The organism is Thauera sp. 27 (genome assembly GCF_000310125.2).
Taxonomy (GTDB): domain Bacteria; phylum Pseudomonadota; class Gammaproteobacteria; order Burkholderiales; family Rhodocyclaceae; genus Thauera; species Thauera mechernichensis.
Genome location: NZ_AMXB01000003.1, coordinates 114,191 through 133,415 on the forward strand (window position 1 = coordinate 114,191; position 19,225 = coordinate 133,415).

Annotated in this window: 15 protein-coding genes; 10 read left to right on the forward strand and 5 right to left on the reverse strand. The window is 65.6% G+C overall.

The features are described 5' to 3' along the window. Positions 1–3,540: a helicase-related protein gene (locus B447_RS02425; RefSeq protein WP_002936081.1), complete on the reverse strand. Its 3,540-nt coding sequence runs from the start codon at positions 3,538–3,540 to the stop codon at positions 1–3. Positions 3,541–4,184: 644 nt separating this feature from the next. On the opposite strand from B447_RS02425, the gene B447_RS02435 reads away from it, so the two are divergent. The 7 genes from B447_RS02435 to B447_RS02465 all read left to right on the forward strand — a co-directional run bounded on the left by B447_RS02435 (position 4,185) and on the right by B447_RS02465 (position 11,611). Beyond that, the gene (locus B447_RS02435; protein ID WP_002936083.1) at positions 4,185–5,348 is read left to right on the forward strand and encodes a YncE family protein; all 1,164 of its coding nucleotides are present in this window, start codon (positions 4,185–4,187) and stop codon (positions 5,346–5,348) included. Between the two features lie 162 nt (positions 5,349–5,510). Then, on the forward strand, positions 5,511–6,017 hold the full coding sequence (locus B447_RS02440) for a nuclease-related domain-containing protein (protein ID WP_002936084.1): 507 nt from the start codon (positions 5,511–5,513) through the stop codon (positions 6,015–6,017). 464 nt (positions 6,018–6,481) lie between these two features. Then, positions 6,482–7,114: an RluA family pseudouridine synthase gene (locus B447_RS02445; protein ID WP_002936087.1), complete on the forward strand. Its 633-nt coding sequence runs from the start codon at positions 6,482–6,484 to the stop codon at positions 7,112–7,114. 147 nt (positions 7,115–7,261) lie between these two features. Further along, positions 7,262–7,714 carry a gamma-glutamylcyclotransferase family protein gene (locus B447_RS02450; RefSeq protein ID WP_002936089.1) on the forward strand — a complete coding sequence of 151 codons (453 nt, stop codon included), beginning with the start codon at positions 7,262–7,264 and terminating at the stop codon, positions 7,712–7,714. Further along, positions 7,711–8,232, forward strand: coding sequence for a M48 metallopeptidase family protein (locus tag B447_RS02455; protein ID WP_002926213.1), 522 nt, complete (start codon positions 7,711–7,713; stop codon positions 8,230–8,232). Before B447_RS02450 ends, B447_RS02455 begins: the two co-directional genes overlap by 4 nt. A gap of 135 nt (positions 8,233–8,367) precedes the next feature. Then, entirely contained in the window at positions 8,368–9,225 is an 858-nt protein-coding gene (locus tag B447_RS02460) for a methylated-DNA--[protein]-cysteine S-methyltransferase (protein ID WP_002936091.1), read from the forward strand. Between the two features lie 229 nt (positions 9,226–9,454). Next, complete coding sequence (locus tag B447_RS02465) at positions 9,455–11,611, forward strand: TonB-dependent receptor domain-containing protein (RefSeq protein ID WP_002936098.1); 2,157 nt, start codon at positions 9,455–9,457, stop codon at positions 11,609–11,611. 138 nt (positions 11,612–11,749) lie between these two features. Here B447_RS02465 and B447_RS02470 read toward each other — a convergent pair whose 3' ends face one another. After that, positions 11,750–12,610 carry a THxN family PEP-CTERM protein gene (locus tag B447_RS02470; RefSeq protein ID WP_002936099.1) on the reverse strand — a complete coding sequence of 287 codons (861 nt, stop codon included), beginning with the start codon at positions 12,608–12,610 and terminating at the stop codon, positions 11,750–11,752. Between the two features lie 299 nt (positions 12,611–12,909). On the opposite strand from B447_RS02470, the gene B447_RS02475 reads away from it, so the two are divergent. Next, positions 12,910–14,178 carry an OprD family porin gene (locus B447_RS02475; protein WP_002936101.1) on the forward strand — a complete coding sequence of 423 codons (1,269 nt, stop codon included), beginning with the start codon at positions 12,910–12,912 and terminating at the stop codon, positions 14,176–14,178. A gap of 111 nt (positions 14,179–14,289) precedes the next feature. Here B447_RS02475 and gpmI read toward each other — a convergent pair whose 3' ends face one another. Further along, positions 14,290–15,957, reverse strand: coding sequence for a 2,3-bisphosphoglycerate-independent phosphoglycerate mutase (gene gpmI, locus B447_RS02480; protein WP_002926231.1), 1,668 nt, complete (start codon positions 15,955–15,957; stop codon positions 14,290–14,292). Between the two features lie 218 nt (positions 15,958–16,175). Between gpmI and B447_RS02485 the strand changes: the two genes are divergently transcribed. Further along, on the forward strand, positions 16,176–16,802 hold the full coding sequence (locus tag B447_RS02485; protein ID WP_002936103.1) for a hypothetical protein: 627 nt from the start codon (positions 16,176–16,178) through the stop codon (positions 16,800–16,802). An 18-nt stretch (positions 16,803–16,820) separates the two neighbouring features. Here the strand turns inward: B447_RS02485 and B447_RS02490 are convergent, their stop codons facing one another. Together B447_RS02490 and parA are read right to left on the reverse strand one after the other, a co-directional pair. Next, positions 16,821–17,198: a hypothetical protein gene (locus tag B447_RS02490; RefSeq protein ID WP_002926235.1), complete on the reverse strand. Its 378-nt coding sequence runs from the start codon at positions 17,196–17,198 to the stop codon at positions 16,821–16,823. 2 nt (positions 17,199–17,200) lie between these two features. Further along, positions 17,201–17,860: a ParA family partition ATPase gene (parA, locus tag B447_RS02495; RefSeq protein WP_002926237.1), complete on the reverse strand. Its 660-nt coding sequence runs from the start codon at positions 17,858–17,860 to the stop codon at positions 17,201–17,203. A 213-nt stretch (positions 17,861–18,073) separates the two neighbouring features. Here parA and B447_RS02500 point away from each other — a divergent pair, with 213 nt between their 5' ends. Beyond that, positions 18,074–19,195, forward strand: coding sequence for an extracellular catalytic domain type 2 short-chain-length polyhydroxyalkanoate depolymerase (locus B447_RS02500; protein WP_002926238.1), 1,122 nt, complete (start codon positions 18,074–18,076; stop codon positions 19,193–19,195). Positions 19,196–19,225: the final 30 nt, after the last annotated feature.

Consider the following 19,225-nt stretch of genomic DNA (forward strand, 5'->3'; position numbering starts at 1 on the left):
TCAGAGCGTCTCCTGCGGGCGAACAGCACGCTCCAGCAGCAGGCCGAGATCCAGATTCTTGCTGGTCTCGGCCCAGTCCGGCTCCTGCTGGAAGGGCTGACGAACGTAATACGGTCCTTCTTGGTGGTCGCCATCGACAAGTACGATTCCGAGGATGAACTTGTCGGCCTGATTCAGTCCGTAGAGGATCTCGTTGCGGGTGACGGTGATGGTGGTGGCGCCCTTCGCCCGCCCCTTGACCTCGATGTGGCGCGAAGGCGGAATGCGGCCGTCGATGGACTGCGGGATGCTGGTCACATCCCAGCCGCATTTTTGCGCGGAGACGTCGATCACGTCGTGGCCTAGTGCACGCTCGGCGTCCATTACCGCCTGCATGGCGATGCGCTCGATGCGAGCGCGAGCTTCGGCGTCGGCCGACCAGCCACCTACCTCCTGCGACACGCCCTTGCGCTGCATCAGCAGGCCGGCGGGGATCACCAACGCGCCACCCAGCACAACAGGCGTGGCAGAGACGACGTGGCGCATGGCCTGCAGTTCGCGCTGGCGCGACTCAAGCCGGGCGGTGAGATCGTCGATCGTGCGGCGCACGTTCTCCAGCGTCAGCCGTACATCCTTACCGGCGGCCATGTCGTCCTGCAGCTTGATGTAGCGGTCGGACCAGAAGTTGATTTCCTTCACCAAGCGCTCGCGGACAGCCCCGAGCGTTTTGTCGACCGATTGCTCGCGGCGCTGGCGCACCTCGTCGAAGTGCATGGGCACGAGTTGTTGGGAAGCATGGGCGAGGGCGAGTTGCTCGAGATCTCGCGCGATCCAAGGCGCTGCAAGCACATCCTGTATCAGGGCCATGTCGGTAGGCTCAATGGGCTCCAGGTCCAGGTGTGGCGCCCAGCCGGCGTTGATCGCGTGGCCCTGCGGGTCGATCTCGACGAACTGCAAACGGCGTGAAACGACACGAGTCTGGTCTGCCCCTTCCCTCACCGAATGGTCGATGCTGAAAATCAGCCGCGGCGTAAGTCCCATGTCGGCCGGATCGATCAGCACCGCGCCCTGCTTGAGCTTGTTGCGATGCTGCTCCAGCACGATGTCGGTGACGGCCTGCATCAGCGGATGGCCGGGATGGATGAGGCTTGCCATCTTGGCCTCGGCTCGGCCGGGTACGCGGACGTGCTCCTTCTCGAAGCACACCCGCTCATAGCGACGCAGCACAGGCTCGTTGTAGCGCCGGTCCCGACCCGCGATCTGTCGATCACGCTCACGGATGACCGCCGGCACATGGGTGATCTCGGAGCGGCCGGCTTCGCGCGGACGCAGTTCGCCCCCGAGCGATTCGAATGCTTGGTTGAAAAAGGCACGGATAAAGTACGGCTGCAGCTTGCGGGCTTCGGCCTTCTCCATCTCTTCCTTCACCGCATAGAGGCGCTGCGGGTCCATGACTTCTTCGCACAGCGCGTTGCGACGGATGATGCTCTGCAGGTGGTCGGTGTCGAGCGCGCCCTCGATCTTGCGGAAGAGCTCGGCCTTGCGGGCGGGGTCTTCGCCGTACTTGATGGCCTCGATGAGGAGCTCGCGCAGGCTCTTTTCCTCGAACACTTCGCCCAGAATGTCGAACACCCTCCCGCCCAGGGCCTTGCGCTCGACTTCGAGCTTGTCGAACAGGCGCTGGAAGACGTCGCCTTCGCGGGTCTCATTGGCGACCATGTTCCACAGGTGGCAGATCTCGGTCTGACCGATACGGTGGATGCGGCCGAAGCGCTGCTCGATGCGGTTGGGGTTCCAGGGCAGGTCGTAATTGACCATGAGGTTAGCGTTTTGCAGGTTCACGCCTTCGCCGGCCGCGTCGGTGGCGATGAGCACGCGCACGACCGGGTCGTTGCGGAAGAGCTCCTGCACCTTGCGCCTGTCCTCGCGCTTGACGCCACCGTGGATGACCTCCACTGCATCTTCGCTACCCAGCACGCCGCGGATCTTCACGGCGAGGTAGTTCAGTGTGTCGCGATGCTCGGTGAAGACGATGAGCTTGCGCTGACGGCCATCGGCATCGCGCATCTCGGGCGTGTCCTGGAGCAGGCGTGAGAGTTCGTCCCACTTGCGGTCCTGGCCGGAATGCACCACTTGGCGGGCCTGTTCTTCCAGCCCTTCGAGGATGACGATCTCGGCCTGCAGTTCGACGATGGTGCGGGCGGCGGTGGCCTGATCGACGACGGATTCTTCGAACTCTTCGTAGTCTTCCGGGACGAGGTTGTCGGGAGCATCCCAGATGTCTTCGCCGGCGCCGTTGGTGAACACGCTGTTGGCGAGCACTTCGCCGCGCTGGCGCAGCTTCTCTTCTTCGACCCGGCGCTGCAGCTTGGTCCGGCGGCGGCGCAGCGACTGGTAGATGGCCTCGGGGCTTGAGGCAAGCCGGCGCTGCAGCGCGGTGAGCGCGAATCCGACCGTGCCGCGGCGCGCGCCGTCTTCGAGCTGGTCGGCGCGGTTCATCTCCGTCTTCACGTAGTCGGTGACTGCGCCGTAAAGCGCCGCTTCTAGATCCGAGAGGCGGTAATTGACCGTGTAGGCGTGGCGCTCGGGAAAAAGCTTCGTGCCGTCGAAGCGCAGCATCTCTTCCTTGACCATGCGGCGCATGAGGTCGGACACATCCACCTTGTGCGCCCCGTCGCGGAACTTGCCGTAGAAGCGATCGGAATCGAGCAGCGACAAAAAGAGCTGGAAGTCCTCTTCCTTGCCGTTGTGAGGCGTGGCGGTCATCAGCAGGAAATGGCGGGTGATGCTGCCGAGCAGTTCGCCGAGCTGAAAGCGCTTGGTCTTGTTGATCTTGTTGCCGAAGTAGTTGGCCGAGAGCTTGTGCGCCTCATCGACCACCACCAGATCCCAGCGCGTGAGCTGCAGCTTCTGCAGCAGGTCGTCGTTGCGCGAGAGCTGATCGACGCGGGCCACGAGCAGATCGGTGTCCTCGAACGGATTGCCGCTGACGCTGTTCTCGACGAGGTCGCGACCGAAGATGCGGAACTCCAGCCCGAACTTCTCACGCATTTCGTCCTGCCACTGCTCGACCAAGCTGCCAGGGGCGACGATGAGCACGCGCCGGGCATCGGCGCGCATCAGGAGCTCGCGGATAAACAGGCCGGCCATGATCGTCTTGCCCGCGCCGGGGTCGTCCGCCAGGACGTAGCGCAGTGGCTGACGCGGCAGCATGGATTCGTAGACCGCGGTGATCTGGTGCGGCAGCGGTTCGACGTTGGAGGTATGTACCGCCATCATCGGGTCGAACAGATGCGCCAGATTGATCCGCCACGCTTCTGCCGCGAGCTTGAACGCTTCGCCGGGCGCGTCGAAGGCCCATGGGCGGCCTTCTTCGGCGACGGACAAATTAGCCTCGTCGCTGCGGAACACCATGCGTTCGCCGAAGCGTCCATCGGCCGTCTTGTAGACCACAGTGAGCGCGTCGGGGCCGACCGGCTCGGTGGCGACGACGCGGACGATCTGACCCAGCTCGATACCAACCAGCGCGGTGTTCGGGGTGATCTGTTCGAGCTTGAGCATGGATGGTCGGGAGAGCGTGGCTGGGTGCGGAGGATCGACTCGGCATTATACCGATCGCAACCATGGCCCAAGTCGGACCATGGCTGGACGAGTTGCCGCACGCACTTGCGTTGTTTCGGCCTGATCACGAGGCGGCCGCAGTCAGGCGCATGGATCCACTTTGCCCCGCGGATCTTCGTGGATACCGGACTGGACACCGAGGCGACGGCCTCAAGGGGGCCCGGCAGCTCTGATGGCACTCCTCACGGGCTTGGTGAAAACCCATACGACCGACTGAACGCCCTCAACGCAAAGACTCCTGTAGTGGTGATTTGAGAACCTACATACCCGTCGGGCAGTGCACGTGGGCTGATCCGCAATCCGGCCACCGAGAAAGCGCTCGCCGGGCTAGCACGGCTGAGGGAGCGCGAGCTCGTCGGCGCCAGACGCCCGTTTGCGGCAAGATGAACTATCCTGATTCCATACCATGACGTTGGCGAGGCGGCATGGCGCATGTCGCACTGCCGCCTGCCGCGGGCAACCGGGAGGGAATAGCGATGACGCCGTCTATTGGAACCCAGCTTCAATCGTTCTCGCGACGCACATGCAGCCGCATCCAGCCTAGGCCATGGGAAACGGCAGCCCGAACGCTGGCGCTGGTCGTGATGGCCCTGCTGTGCATCGGCAGCGCCCAAGCGGACACGGCGCAAACCGCTGAAGCAGGCCCTGCAAGCGAACCGACGCGGCCCCTCGCCTACGTGGCGCTGCGCAATGCAGCAGCGGTGCTCGCGCTCGACATCGACAGCGGCGAAACCGTAGCGCGCATCCCAGTCGGGCCTCTGCCGCTGGGGACCACAGCAAGCCGGGACGGAACGCGGGTGGCCGTGGTGACGCGTGAACGCACGGCAGTCGAGCTGATCGACACCCGCACGCAGGAAGTAATCGGCCAGTGGCTCTTTCGCGATCTGCTGCGCACGGCCTACGAGGCCAAGCTGAGCACCGCCGGCCTGTCCGACCCGACCGAAGGGCAGATTGTCTCGGTACTGTCGCGCTACACCATCGGCTCGGTGATCCTGTCGGGCCGGGGTGACACGCTGTTCGTGATCGGCAGGGAGGGCACCATCCTGCGCTTCGACGTCGACAGCGGCAAGGCGGACATGTTCGGCTTCCAACTCGGGATCTCACCGGAGTTCCAGGCCCTGTTCGGACCGAGCCTGCACATCTTCGATGCGGTCGGCAGACTGTCTGCCGACGACCGGCGACTGTTCGTTCCGGATGCGAACCGCAACGGCATGATGATCCTGGATGCAGAGAAACTCGAGGTCATCGGCGAACTGCCCGGGCTGATATACGGTAACTTCGACCTCGCCCGGGACGACAGCCTGCTCGCCATGCTCGCCTTCCACTTCGACGTGGCCGACCTGTCCGCCTTCACCGTTCGCCGTGTCGGCCGGGCCGATTACAACCCGACCCACGGCGGCTTCGCCGGCGCAACCTCCTCGGCCCACTGGCCGGTCGCCCTTTCCCCGGACGCGCACATTCTTTACGCGCCCCGGAACGACGCGCTGGGCCGGGGAAGCGCAACCAAGCCCACCATGGTTGTCGCGCTCGACACTCGCAGCGGCAAGCGGCTCGCAATGCGCCACATTGGCGATCAGCCCACCGACGGCCTGGCGGTATCGCCCGACGGCCGTCGCGTAGTGGTCGTGGCGCCGGCGAGCAATGCCGTTCATGTCCTCGATGCGCAGAGCCTTGCGCCGATCAGGGTGATCGAGGTGGGGCCGACACCGCAGGCGGGGGTGCACTTCGTCGTCAGTGCGGGCAAGTAGTCCATCGCCATCTCGAGCGCCGGAGCAACCTGCGTCTGATTCGCCCCATGAATGCGACCCCCGTCACGGCGGCTTTCGGCTCAAGCGCTTAGCATTCCCATTTAGCCCAACTGGACCCCCTCGTCATTCTCGCATTAGAGGACGGCGACGTTCGACTCGATCATGATCCTGAAAGAAGCCGACCCCAAGGACTCTCAGCTCACCGCGCTGGAAACCTACCTCGCTGCCCCAGGCGTTCCAGAAGCGACCCGGCAACAGATAGAACGCGAGTTGAAGATTCTCCGCGCCGGCATCAAGGGCGAGCGCGAATCCGCCTACGACATCGATTTCTACAGCGGCGCGAGCAAGAACCGCATCGTCATCCACGACCTGCGCATCGAGCACAACGGCCGCGTCGCCCAGATTGACCATCTCATTCTCAACCGCCTGCTCGAAGTCTATGTGCTCGAGACCAAGCACTTCAGCGAAGGCGTGTCGATCAACGAGCAAGGCGAATTCTCGATCTGGTTTGCGGGCAAGCCGCGCGGCATCCCATCACCGCTCGAGCAGAACGAGCGCCACATCGCAGTACTTCAGGACGTCTTCAAGACACTCGAAATGCCCACCCGCCTCGGCTTCCGGCTGCAGCAGAGACCACGGGCGACACCTCCGCAAGCACCAGCAAGCTGACCACCTCCAAGCTCGCCAAGGCGCTGAATCTGAAGACAACTGAGCTGACCGAGCGCCTGGTCGCCCGCGGCCTGCTGGAGCTACGTGACGGCAAGACCTACATAACCGCAGAAGGCAAGGCAGCGGGTGGCGAGTTCCACATCAGCCAGAAGTTCGGCCCCTACTTCCTGTGGCCAGAGAATCTGGCCGTGCGACAAAGCGCACTATCGCATGTAGTTGATCACGCCACCGGTTTCGGATCATCGCGCAGCCGTCCTGGAGCGCTCCCCGGGACCATCGCACGAGAGTGATCATGAGTTTGAAGGAGAAGTGCGCGAACGCCTTCGGAAGGCTCGCGGCTTGCACCGCTCCTACAGCAGGCCGCGGCACGCCTCGCCCGTGGGACGAGCGCCGGCCGCGAGCTTTCCGCGCCGGGCCGCCTGCTTCACCATGCAATCCCCCGTCCTGCGATGAGCCCGGTCGCCATGCCCACCGTCCTCCACCTCGACGATGACCTCCTCGTCGTCGACAAACCTGCCGGCCTGCTCTCCGTCCCCGCCCGTGGCGCGGACCGCCAGGACTGCCTGGCCGCCCGCATCCAGGCACTTCACGCGGACGCGCTGATCGTGCATCGCCTGGACGCCCCCACCTCGGGGCTGGTGCTGTTTGCACGCGGGCTGGAAATGCTGCGCCGGATGAGCCTCGCCTTCGAGCAACGTACCGTGGGCAAGCAGTACGTGGCGGTGGTGCACGGGCACCTCGCACTGGATGAGGGCGAGATCGACCTACCGCTCGGCGAGGACGCCGCCAACCGTCCGCGCCAGATCGTCGACCACCTGCACGGCCGGCGCGCGCTTACCCGCTACCGGGTGCTGGCACGCATGGGGGAGGGCGCCGAGGCATGCACGCGCGTGGCGCTCAAGCCAGTGACCGGCCGCGCCCACCAGTTGCGCGTCCATCTGCTCGCCCTCGGCCACCCCATCCTGGGCGATCCGCTCTACGCGCCGCCCGCCAGCGTCGCACGCTTCGTGCGCATGCACCTGCACGCCACCCGCATCGCCTTCATCCATCCGCGCACCCGGGTACCACTGCAGTTCGAAAGTCCGGTACCGTTCTAGGCTGGCCGGGAAGATCGCCGCATGCGAAATGCGCGTCTCGATCCGCGCACCTGCGCATCCAGGCACCGGATTTGCTTCGATGACAGCGCGCCCGCCTGCGCGGCAGCGCCCCCACCCGACCCGCCTCATTTCAGTGCTCATCCAACCATGAACCGCACCGACACCGATCACCAGGCCCCCAGCGCCTGCTTTGCCTACGGCTCGCTGATGTGCGACGACATCATGACCGCCGTCTGCGGCACCCGCAGCACTCGGCGTCCCGCCACACTGCACGGTTACCGTCGCCGTGCGGTAGTCGGCGCGACGTGCCCCGGTGTGGAGCCGAACGCCGATCACCGCGTACAGGGCGTGCTCTACCTCGAGCTCCCGGACTCAGCGTGGCCGCGCCTGGACGGCTTCGAGGGCGATGAGTACGAGCGCCGCATCGTCGAGGTCGAGATGGCCGACGGATCTCGCCTGCGGGCGTGGACCTACGTCTTTCGCCCTTGCTTCGCGCACCGGCTGGCGCCAGACGACTGGGATTTCGAGCAATTCCTGCGCGAGGGCAAGGCGCGCTTCGTCGCCGACTACATCGGCTTCGACACCCTGCAGGCACGATGAGCAACCGCCGCGCACCCGCCTACCTCGCCGGCTACCCGCCCGCACTCGTGCATCAGGTGACGACCCTGATCGAGCAGGGGCGCTTCGCCGACGCCATGCGCAAGCGCTACCCCGACGCCCACACCGTGCGCTCGGACAATGCGCTCTACGACTACGTGCAGGCGCTCAAGGCCGAGCACCTGCGCAGCGCGCCACCGCTCGGCAAGGTGCGCTTCGACAACAGCCTGCACGTCATCCACGGCGCGCTCGGCACCCACACCGCCATCTCGCGCGTGCAGGGTGCACGCCTGCAGGCCAAGCGCGAGATCCGCGTCGCCACGCTGTTCCGCGCCACGCCGGAGGCCTTCCTGCGCATGATCGTGGTCCATGAGCTGGCCCACCTGCGCGTGCGCGAGCACGACAAGGCCTTCTACCAGCTCTGCCAGCACATGGAGCCCGACTACCACCAGCACGAGTTCGACCTGCGCGCCTATCTCAGCTATCGCGATGCGGGTGGCGAGGCGCTGTGGGGGGCCTGAGCGCCGCACACGCTCCCGGCCTGCCGGTGTCCGCTCCGCAAGAATCGGGTTGCACCTGCCAGGCGCGTCGCCATACTCGGGGCCAGCCGGGCCAGGCGCGCTGCGCGCCTGGCAGCCACCCACCGGGAGGACACCATGGATGCACTCGACCACCACGCACGCCATTACGACACCGTGGCGCGGGCGATCGCCTACCTCCGCGCCCGCGTCAGCGATCAGCCCGGGCTGGACGAAGTCGCCGCCGCCGTACATCTCAGCCCCGCGCACCTGCAACGCGTGTTCACCGAATGGGCAGGCATCTCGCCCAAACGCTTCCTGCAGCACCTCACCAAGGAATACGCACGCACACGCCTGCGCCAAGCGCTGGACATCCTGTCCGTCAGCGCCGAGGCCGGGCTGGGCAGTCCGAGCCGGCTGCACGACCTGATGGTGAGCTGCGAGGCCATGACTCCGGGCGAGATCAAGACCGCCGCACGCGGCATCGACATCGGCCACGGCATCGCCCCTACGCCCTTCGGCGCCGCGCTGGTGGCGTGGACACCACGCGGCGTATGCCACTTCGCCTTCCGCACGACCGACGACGCAGCCCTGCTTGCCGGACTGCGGGCCCAATGGCCGGCCGCCAGCCTGCACCGAGACGACGAGGCCGCCAGGCGCCTGATGCACGAGATCTTCCCACAAGCGCCAAGCCGCGGCCGCGTGCATGTGGTGCTGCGCGGCACGAACTTCCAGATCAAGGTCTGGGAAGCGCTCATCCGCATCGAACCCGGCCACATCCTGTCCTACGGGCAGCTCGCACACGAAATCGGCATGCCACGCGCCGCACGCGCAGTCGGCACGGCGCTGGCGGCCAACACCATCGGCTACCTGATCCCCTGCCATCGCGTCATCCGCGACAGCGGCGAAACGGGCGAATACCGCTGGGGCAGCGAGCGCAAGCTGGCAATGCTCGGTCGCGAGGCGGGCAGCTGCGCGCGTGGGCACGGCGACTGAACGCTGACGAACACCGGGAGTGGCCATACCGCCTCATGCCTGGCATGCATGTAGTTGCAGGAATGCAACGCGCCCCATAAACACCAGTAATGCCAACCATTCTCATTGTTATACTCCGCAACATACACGTCGGTAGCCAGCCACCCGATCGTCGCACCCAAGTGCCACATCAACCGGGAAGCCAGCCAAGGCCTCAACAGCTTTTCAGCCAAGCCTCGGAGTCTTCCCAATGTCCATGCGCGCCCCTCGCCGCAGCCCTCGCCCCCCGCATCGGCTGCTCGCCAGCCTCATCCCCTTGACGCTCGCTGCCGGTCTTGCACCGGCCCACGCCAACGAAGCCACCCGCCTGGACACCATGGTCGTCACGGCGGGCGGCTATGAGCAGGACATCAAGGATGCGCCCGCGAGCATCACTGTCGTGACGCGGGCCGAACTCGAACAGCGTCAGATCACGAACCTTGCCGACGCCCTGCGCGGGATCGAGGGCGTCGACGTCGATGGCCTGGATGCGCGCAGCAACAAGACCGGGAATCGCAGCATCAGCCTGCGCGGACTGCCCGCCGAATACACCCTCATCCTGATCGATGGCCGGCGCCAGAACGTCCCCGGCACGGTCGCACCGAACGCCTTTGTTGACTCGGCCAGCGTCTTCTTCCCGCCGGTCGCAGCGATCGAACGAATCGAAGTGATCCGCGGCCCGATGTCCACGCTCTACGGTGCCGACGCCCTCGGCGGCGTGGTCAATATCATCACCCGCAAGCCGGGCAACGACTGGGCTGGCAGTGTCAGTGTCGACGCCACGCTGCAGGGCGACTCTGCCTTCGGTGACAAGTACGGACTGGAGGCTTACCTGTCCGGCCCGCTCAAGGCCGACATGCTGTCGATGCAGCTATACGGCCGCAAGTTCGAGCGTGAGGCCTCGGATATCCGCTTCCCGGGGCAGGACACCTCATCCGACCGTCAGCGCACCATGGGCCAGAACCCGGTGCGTGCCACGGTCAACACAGCCGGCGGCAAGCTGATCCTCAGCCCGAACAGCGCACACGAGCTCTACTTCGGATTCGACGTCACCCGTCAATCCCTCAACAACGACCGTGGCCAGATGGGTAGCATCCGCCCTGGCGACGGATATGCGCCGAAGCTCGGATTCAACCGCGAACAGCTTTACCTGGGGCATACGGGCCGACTCGACATCGGCCTCATCGAGACCTCCATCACCCGCAACACCACCGAGACCACCGGCCGCCGGATTCCGAACGCCGCTGCATCGGCCGCCTCGGGCCGGCGCAACACGCCGCGCACGCTGGAGTCCGAAACCACCGTCTTCGACACCAAACTCGTCACCGGCCTGGGCAATCATCTGCTGTCCGTCGGCGCCCAGTACATGGACGCCCGCCTGACCGACGGCATTCCCCAGACAACGTTCAAGAACACCCAATGGGGCATCTTCGCCGAGGACGAATGGTCCCTGCGTGACGACCTCGCACTTACGCTCGGCCTGCGCCACGACCGCCACGACGTGTTTGGTGGCCAGACCACACCGCGGGCCTACCTCACCTGGAAGGCGAACGACAGCTGGACGCTCAAGGGCGGCGTGGGGCGTGGCTACCGTGCTCCCTTCCTCGAACAGTTGCACGATGGCATCGTCGGATATGGCAACCAGGGCCAGGACCCGCTGTTCGGCAACCCCAACCTGCAGCCGGAAAAGAGCACCAACTACGAGCTCGCAGCGCTCTACGATGCCGGCCCGCTTACGGCCCAGATGACGGTGTTCCACACCGACCTGAAAAACAAGATCGAGCGCCCCACGGGTGCCGGCGCGAACGTCACCGCCAACGTGGGCGAAGCGCGCATCCAGGGGGTCGAGTTCAGCGCGCGCTGGCTGTTGACCCAGGCGCTGACCCTGTCGGGCAACTACACCTTCATCGACAGCGAGGTCACCACCTCGAATGTGTTCGGCATCAACAAGGGCGACCCCCTGTTCGGAGTACCGCGCCACAGCCTGAATGCGAAACTGGACTGGCAGGCTACGCCCAAGCTCAACGCCTTCCTCGCCGCCGAACACCGCAGCAAGCGCTTCCGTCCGGCAAACTTCCATGAGCCTCACCAGGGCGGCAACGCACAGCCGGTCGACAAGAGCTTCCTCGGCGACTTCGAGGGCTTCACCGTCTTCAACCTCGGTGGTGCCTATGCGCTCACGCCCAACGTGAAACTGAACGCAGTGGTCTACAACCTGCTCGACAAGGACTTCAACAAGTACAAAGGGCCCTACGACTTCTGCGGCAACGCGGCCTGCACCACGGTCGGCGGCCAAACGTACAGCAACATCTACAACAACATCTACGAACCACGCCGGCTCTGGTTGTCGGTGTCGGCGTCGTTCTGACGTAACGAATCGGGGGGCATGATTGCCCCCCGATTCGCTTGTCGGCCCGGGAGCCCCCGCGTCACACGGCGCAGAGCGCCAGTTCAGAACCTGCGCAAGCCCTCATCCCCTGACAAGACACGGCTCAAGCCAAACCCCTTAAACCCACCGGCGACGCAACAAGCCAAGCAGGCTGAGGCTGAGCCCGGCCAAGGCCAGAGAGCCCGGTTCGGGGATCTGCACCGGCGCGGTCGTGATCATCGCTGCGAACTGGACCCGCGTCGTCGCATCCTCCGGCGTCACGAAGCCCAGGCACGGACTGCCGGTGGGCAAGCTCTGAGCGTTGAACACATAGTCACAGGCCGTCTGCGGCAGCGGATTGAGACCGCTCGTCAGCTCGAAGAAGCTGATGAAGTACTGCTGATCGATGCCGTCGCCGGTGTCATAAGTGAACATGAAGTTCAGCGCGTCACGGTCGAGCACGAAGATGTCGCCGCAGCCGTTCAGGTTGACCCCGACGCCGTTCGCCCCACCGTCTGCACAGGGGTTGGCGCCATTGGGCGTTTCCTCGAAGTAGACATTGAAGGTCTGCGTCACCGACGGCAATCCCGGCCCTGCAGGCACCAGGGGCGTCAAGGTCAGCGTCGACGCGATTGCGAAGCGCTCCGGGCGCGGGCTACCGGCCACGATCGGGTTGTTCAAGTGCGACAGGAAGATGTTGCCCACGGCGGCACCGTTGGTGTCCACAGAGGTGACAGCCGGACTGTTGGTAATATCGACACCGCTCTGCGGCCCTGTGGAAGGGCTTGGGTCGCCCCAGCGCAGCTGATGGTCGGTAACCGTCGTCCCGGCATCACCGAAGCGCCAGACGATGGAACTCGCATCGAACTTTGCATCAACCGTCACCTCCCATTGCGTGACGATAGCTGCCTCCGCAAGCGGCGCGGACATCATCCCGACCGAGAAGCCGGCGATTGCCAGCGCGATCAGGTGTGGCTTGGTGGTTTTGCGCGTGCCCATGACGATCTCCGTTATCCGAGTACCCGATCAAAGTCAAGCATCAACCAGGCCAGATTTAATTTTTCTTTAATATTCATGTGCTTGACAAAATAACCGGGGGCTCTGGCAAACCCGACTGTAAAAATACTCGACAATCGAGCGCAGTCTCCCCATCGCGAGTGCTGCCTTCTGCCCGAACGACGACTGATGAACCCGGCTGCACCCGGGCCAAGTTAATGGGACAATCCGCGCCCCGGTCCGGGTGCACCACGCAGCAACGGGCCGTCCATCGGACACATCCAGCCTCGAGGAAAACAACAATGGCAAGACACTGGGCAGCATTCATCGCCCTCGGACTGGCGAGCGCGACCCCCGCTTTCGCCGCCGGGCAAGCCGATGCCAAGGGTTTCGTGGAAGACAGCACGCTCAACGTGCTGCTGCGCAACGCCTTCATCAACCGCGACTACCGCGACGGCAACCAGGACAAGCGCGAATGGGGGCAGGGCGTGATCGCCAACTTCGAGTCGGGTTTCACCCAGGGCACCGTGGGCGTGGGCGTGGACGCCTTCGCGGCCTACGGCCTGCGCCTGGACAGCACCCGCCGCCGCGCCGGCGCGGGTGGCATCGACTTCTTCAAGCAGGAAGACAGCACGGGCAAGCCCGCAAGCGACCTGGCCAAGGGCGGTGCGTCGCTCAAGCTGCGTGTGTCCAACACCGTGCTGGCCTACGGCGACCTGCGCCCCTCGCTGCCGGTGCTGAACCACGACGACTCGCGCCTTCTGCCGGAGAGCTACACCGGCACCCTGCTCACCTCGAGCGAGATCGACGGCCTCGAACTGGTCGCCGGCCGCTTCCATGCGCAGTCGCGCAAGAGCGATGAAGGCCGCGACAGCGGTGGGCTGAAAGGCATCGACGTGATCGGTGGCAGCTACCAGTTCAACGACGCGCTGAGCGCGGCGCTGTATTTCTCCGACGTCGACAACGTGGTGCGCGACAACAGCTTCAAGCGCCAGTACGTGAACCTGAACTACGCGCTGCCGATCGCCAGCAACACGCTGAGCTTCGACCTCAACGGCTATCGCACCAAGTACGACGTGTCCGGCGACAAGAACCGCATTTGGAGCCTGGCCGCAACCTACGAGACCGGCCCGCACGCCTTCACGCTCGCCTACCAGCGCAGCAGCGGCGACGTCGGCTTCGACTACGGCTGGTACCAGAAGGCCGGCGGCACCGGTAACGGCGGGGCCTCGATCTGGCTGGCGAACTCCTACTGGTCGGACTTCAACGGCAAGGACGAAAAATCCTGGCAACTCGCCTACGCGGTCGATTTCGGCCAGTACGGCATGCCCGGCCTCAAGTACCGCGTCGCCTACGTGCGTGGCAGCGACATCGACACCGACGTCACCACCCGCGGCAAGGAGCACGAGTTCTTCAACCAGATCTCGTACACCGTGCAGAACGGCGCCGCCAAGGACCTGAACATCCGCCTGCGCACCTCGGCGCTGCGCGTGTCGAGCGATGCCGCCGACTACAACGTCAGCGGCCGCGAAGTGCGGGTCTTCATCGACTACCCGTTCAACGCGTTCTGATCCGCCTGACGCGCATGGGGCAGGGCTTGCCCCGCCGCCCCATGCGCTGCGACCGGATCCGATGCGCTGTGCGCCTCGCTCAGGGGCGCACAGCGCACACCGCCCGGGCGCTCACTTCACCACGAGCAGGCTGTCGTCCCACTTCGGGTGCTTGTCCAGCCCAAGCAGGTTGGCCACGGTGGCGGCGATGTTCGACAGACCGGCGCCATCGGCCTGCTTCAGGCCCAGCCTGCCGCCGCTGACGTTGTCGTACAGGATCAGCGGCACCGGGTTGAGGGTGTGCGCGGTCTTGGCCTTGTAGCTGCCATCGGCGTTGCGCGCCGGCTCCTTGGTCTTCTTGTCGAGCTCGAACATCTCGTCGGCGTTGCCGTGGTCGGCGGTGATCAGCGCCACCCCGCCGGCAGCGTCGATCGCCGGCAGCAGGCGCGCCAGCGCCAGGTCGACCGCCTCGATCGACATCGTCGCGGCGCGGAAATTGCCCGTGTGGCCGACCATGTCGCCATTAGCGTAATTGCAGCGCATCACCGCATACTTGCCGGACTGGAGCGCAGCGATCATGGCATCGGTGATCTCGGCCGCCTTCATCCACGGCCGCTGCTCGAAGGGTACGACGTCGCTCGGCACCTCCTCCCAGGTCTCACCATCGAAACGCCCGGAGCGGTTGCCGTTCCAGAAATAGGTGACGTGGCCGAACTTCTGCGTTTCCGAGCACGCGAACTGCGCCAGGCCCATCTTGCTGAACCACTCGCTGGAGGTATCGGTGATCGCCGGCGGGGCGACCAGGAAACGCTTGGGCAGTTGCAGGTCGCCGTCGTACTGCAGCATGCCGGCGTAGGTCACCTTGGGCACGCGCACGCGATCAAAGGCGTCGAAGTCATTCTCGACGAATGCGCGCGTGATCTCGATTGCGCGGTCGCCACGGAAGTTGAACAGGACCACGGCATCGCCATCCTCGATGGTGCCGATCGGCTGACCGCAACCGTCACCGTCGAATTCGGCGATGACAAACTCGGGCAGGTCCTGGTCGATGGTGCCAGGGTGCTTGTCGCGCAAGGCCTTGACCGCCTCGGCCGCACTGGCGAACTTCGGCCCTTCGCCCAGCACGTGGGTCCGCCAGCCGCGCTCGACCATCGGCCAGTTGGCGTCGTAGCGGTCCATGGTGATGTACTGGCGGCCGCCGCCCGAGGCGATGCGGGCGTCGAAGCCGTCGCTGCTGATCCCGGCCAGGAAGGCCTCGAAGGGTTCGACGTAGTCCAGCGCGCTGGTTTCGGGCACGTCGCGGCCGTCGAGCAGGGCGTGGATGCGCACCGTGCGCACGCCATCGGCCTTGGCCTGCACCACCATCGCCCGCAGGTGGTCGATGTGGCTGTGCACATTGCCATCCGAGAACAGGCCGATGAAATGCAGCACGCCCGCCTTGCCCGCAGTGCCTGCCCTGGCTGCGGCCACCACCTCCTGCCACGCCTTGCCCTCCCAGATCGCGCCGCTGGCGATCGCGTTGGCGACCAGCGCCGCGCCCTGGGAATACACTTGGCCGGCACCAATGGCGTTGTGGCCCACCTCGGAGTTACCCATGTCCTCGTCCGACGGCATGCCGACCGCCGTACCGTGCGCACGCAGGGTGATGTTCGGATACTCGGCGAACAGGCGGTCGAGGGTCGGCTTGCGCGCGGCGTCGATCGCACTGCCCACATCGTGCCTGGGGATGCCATAGCCATCCATGACAATCACGACAACGGGGCCCTTTACGCCGGCGAAGGCGGGGAGTTTCTGCAGCATGGTCGCTTCCTGGGATCTGAAGATGTCGATGGCGGCAACCGGCGGCCTGCCCGGTGCCCATGTCCAAAGGGCGGAAGATAGCATCAACGCGGCGCTGCAACATCCCGCCCGTTGCAAGGCCACGCTCGAACCCCACGCAATGGGATGCATCCCATTGCCGAGTGGCGTCGATCGAGACAAAATAATAAAGTATTACCTTTACAGGGAAAGCCGACGACATGAACACCAAGACCCAGAACGCATTGCGTGCCGCCCTCCAGCATGAAGACTCCGCGCTCGAGAAGCGCCTGCCCGAGCCGGCCCAGACAGAAGCGGCCGCGACCACGCAGCCACCTGTAGCCGACGTGCAGGAAGCCAGTTCCACCGCTGCACCGGAGCCGGTCGCAGCACCTGCGGGAGCTCAGAACGGCACTGCCGACACCACCGCCGCCAACAGTACGCCGGTTGCCACTGCGGCGGCCGGTGCAGAGCCCCCCGCAGCACCGGCTGCCAGCGCGCAGGCGCCCGCTGAGCCGGTCGCAGCCGACAAGCCGCAACGCGAAACCTTCGTGATCGGCGAGAACGACTGCAAGCGCCTCAAGGTGCTGCGCGCAGACCTGGCCGACAGCGGCAAGCGGCCCGGCAAGTCTGAGCTCGTCCGCGCCGCGATCGGCGCCCTCGCCGCTCAGGGTACGGACGCGGTAAGGGCACTGCTGCGCGCACTGGCGCCGCTCGGCACCGGCAAGAAGGCCAAGGCCGCAGAGAAGAAGAAGGATGAGTCCAAGCGCAAGAAGACCGCGGCCAAGAAGGCCGGCGGACGCAAGGAAGCCACCGCCAAACGCAAGACCAACAAGAAAAAGCGCTGAGCGGCGCCGAGCGCAGGGTCAGTGCTTCTTGCTGCGCTTGCCCTTGGCGACCTTGGGCAGGGCGGCGATCACCTGCGCGACACCCGCGGTGTCGCGCTCGGCCAGCAGGGCGAGCCCCGCGCGCAGGATCTCCGACTTGCTCACCAGCACGCCGGCCTTGCCCAGCGCCTCGCGCAAGGCCTTGATGCGGCGGTGCTCGCTCGCCGGCATCGAAAAGGAGTCGCGCTCCACTTTCTCGTGGCGATCCTTGCGCTCGGCCTCCTGCGCTCCCAGCGTGTCGATACCGTCGTCCATCTCGCCGGCCACCCCGCTGGTCACCTCGCTGGCCGCAGGCTGCACCGGCACCTTCGCCGGGCCGGCGCTCGCACGTCGTTTACGCGTCGTCGCTGCAGTCATGCTCACCCCTCGATCAGCCGGACGACGGCCGAGACCAATCGATCGACTTCTTCCTGTGCCGCCGCTGCGGCACGGCCCAAGCCATAGACGGAGGTACCGCGCACCGCACTCAAGGCATACGCACTACGCTGCGACAAGGCTGCGTCCAGCACCGGCAGCTTGAAATCCTGCAACACCTCGAGCACATCGCCGGCGAGCGCCGTACGCATGACGCGGTTGGGCAGCAGCACGCCGCAGAGGGCAGGGCGGCTGCGCTGGCGATCGAGGATCAGGCGTTCGATGCCGCGCGTTGCCCACAGATCGGTCGGGCTTGGCACCACCGGCACCAGGGCCACATCACATAGCTCCAGCGCACTCATGGTATGTGGGTGTTCGATCGACGGCGGGCAATCCATCACGACCACATCGACCCGCCTCGCCACCGGACGCAGGGCCTCGGCCATGTCGACAGCAGAGCCCTTGAGCTGCAGCACCTCGCTCGCAATCGGCGCGTCCGCCGGGGCAAGCTCCGCCCAGCGCGATGCGCTCTCCTGTGGGTCGAGGTCGGCAAGCGCGACCCGGTAGCCCTGCAAGCCGAGGCCTGCCGCCAGTTGCAGGCTGACCGTCGTCTTGCCTGAGCCTCCTTTCTGCGAAATCAGCGCGATCAGCCGCCGTGCGCTCATGGTGCGTCCCGTTCAGGCGTGTAAAGGTAATACCCGACAGTCTAGCGAATCGGCGCCGGCTTGCACGCCCTGTCGACGCCCCCGCGCCTGCATTGGATCATTTCACTTGGCAAATCGTGTTGCGCAGCGCACCATTCGGCACAGTTCTTGCCACTGTCATCGATTCGCAGCCGTGGTGTTTCCCGCCCGGCCGCCAACAACGGGAGATCCGTCATGACATCGCTATCGAAAGCGCTCGCATCCGGCCTGCTCGCCCTCGCCACAGTTCTCTCCACCCCCGCAGCGGCCTCGCCTCCCGGGCCACTTCCCGCGCTCAACATCGACATCCGCGAGACCTCGGTGTCGGGCATCTCCTCCGGCGGTTTCATGTCTGCGCAGTTGCAGGTCGCGCACTCGTCGATCATCAAGGGCGCAGGCATCGTCGCCGGGGGCCCGTACTACTGCGCCCAGAACGACGTCATCACCGCCACCACGCTGTGCTCATGCACCGGCGAACCGATGCTCGGCTGCAAGGTCACCGAGCACAGCGCGGCCGTTCAGGCGCTGGTGACGGCCACCCAGGGCTTCTTCGCAAAGGGCTTGATCGACGACCCTGCCAACATCGCCCGCCAACGCGTTGCCACGGTCGTCGGCGGCGAAGACCGGCTGGTACCCACACCGATCGCACGCCAGCTGCACGACTACTACGGCGCCTTCGGCCTGCCGCCGGACAGCCTGAAAGCCATCGCCCTGGACGGCGCGGGGCACACGATGCCCACCATCGACTTCGGCGCCGCCTGCGCGGCCACCGATGAACCCTATATCGGCAAGTGCGATTTCGACGCCGCAGGCGCAATCCTCGGCTGGATCTATCCCGACGCTGTCCCGCCCGCCCCGGCGGGCACGCCGGCGGCCGGCCGTTTCGTCGAGTTCGACCAAAGTGGCTATGTGCCCAAGGGCGGCCTGTTCGACTTCCTGTGGGGCTCGGGCATGGACAAGACAGGCTGGGTGTATGTCCCCGAGGTGTGCGAAGCGGGCGAGCGCTGCCGCCTCCATATCGCACTGCACGGCTGCAAACAGGGCCAGAGTTACCTGCCTCTCAAGCGCCCGCCGGGCGGCGGGCTCTATAACGGCACCACCTTCGTGAAGAACACCGGCTACGACCGCTGGGCCGATGCCAACCGCCTGGTCGTGCTGTTCCCGCAGGCAGTGTCCATCCCCTGGCGTAACCCGAACGGCTGCTGGGACTGGTGGGGCTACACCGACGAGCACTACGCGACGCGTAACGGCGTCCAGATCCGCGCCCTGCGCGCCATGATCGACCGCCTCGGCGCAGGCCTGCGCCCAGGGTCGTAGCACCCGCAGCGCCGCTTGCGGCACACTACC

Excerpts from the sequence above, each read along its gene's own strand:
- B447_RS02425 (WP_002936081.1), bottom strand. The coding sequence starts at position 3,540 with ATGCTCAAGCTCGAACAGATCACCCCGAACACCGCGCTGGTTGGTATC.
- B447_RS02435 (WP_002936083.1), top strand. The coding sequence starts at position 4,185 with ATGGCCCTGCTGTGCATCGGCAGCGCCCAAGCGGACACGGCGCAAACC.
- B447_RS02440 (WP_002936084.1), top strand. The coding sequence starts at position 5,511 with ATGATCCTGAAAGAAGCCGACCCCAAGGACTCTCAGCTCACCGCGCTG.
- B447_RS02445 (WP_002936087.1), top strand. The coding sequence starts at position 6,482 with ATGCCCACCGTCCTCCACCTCGACGATGACCTCCTCGTCGTCGACAAA.
- B447_RS02450 (WP_002936089.1), top strand. The coding sequence starts at position 7,262 with ATGAACCGCACCGACACCGATCACCAGGCCCCCAGCGCCTGCTTTGCC.
- B447_RS02455 (WP_002926213.1), top strand. The coding sequence starts at position 7,711 with ATGAGCAACCGCCGCGCACCCGCCTACCTCGCCGGCTACCCGCCCGCA.
- B447_RS02460 (WP_002936091.1), top strand. The coding sequence starts at position 8,368 with ATGGATGCACTCGACCACCACGCACGCCATTACGACACCGTGGCGCGG.
- B447_RS02465 (WP_002936098.1), top strand. The coding sequence starts at position 9,455 with ATGTCCATGCGCGCCCCTCGCCGCAGCCCTCGCCCCCCGCATCGGCTG.
- B447_RS02470 (WP_002936099.1), bottom strand. The coding sequence starts at position 12,610 with ATGGGCACGCGCAAAACCACCAAGCCACACCTGATCGCGCTGGCAATC.
- B447_RS02475 (WP_002936101.1), top strand. The coding sequence starts at position 12,910 with ATGGCAAGACACTGGGCAGCATTCATCGCCCTCGGACTGGCGAGCGCG.
- gpmI (WP_002926231.1), bottom strand. The coding sequence starts at position 15,957 with ATGCTGCAGAAACTCCCCGCCTTCGCCGGCGTAAAGGGCCCCGTTGTC.
- B447_RS02485 (WP_002936103.1), top strand. The coding sequence starts at position 16,176 with ATGAACACCAAGACCCAGAACGCATTGCGTGCCGCCCTCCAGCATGAA.
- B447_RS02490 (WP_002926235.1), bottom strand. The coding sequence starts at position 17,198 with ATGACTGCAGCGACGACGCGTAAACGACGTGCGAGCGCCGGCCCGGCG.
- parA (WP_002926237.1), bottom strand. The coding sequence starts at position 17,860 with ATGAGCGCACGGCGGCTGATCGCGCTGATTTCGCAGAAAGGAGGCTCA.
- B447_RS02500 (WP_002926238.1), top strand. The coding sequence starts at position 18,074 with ATGACATCGCTATCGAAAGCGCTCGCATCCGGCCTGCTCGCCCTCGCC.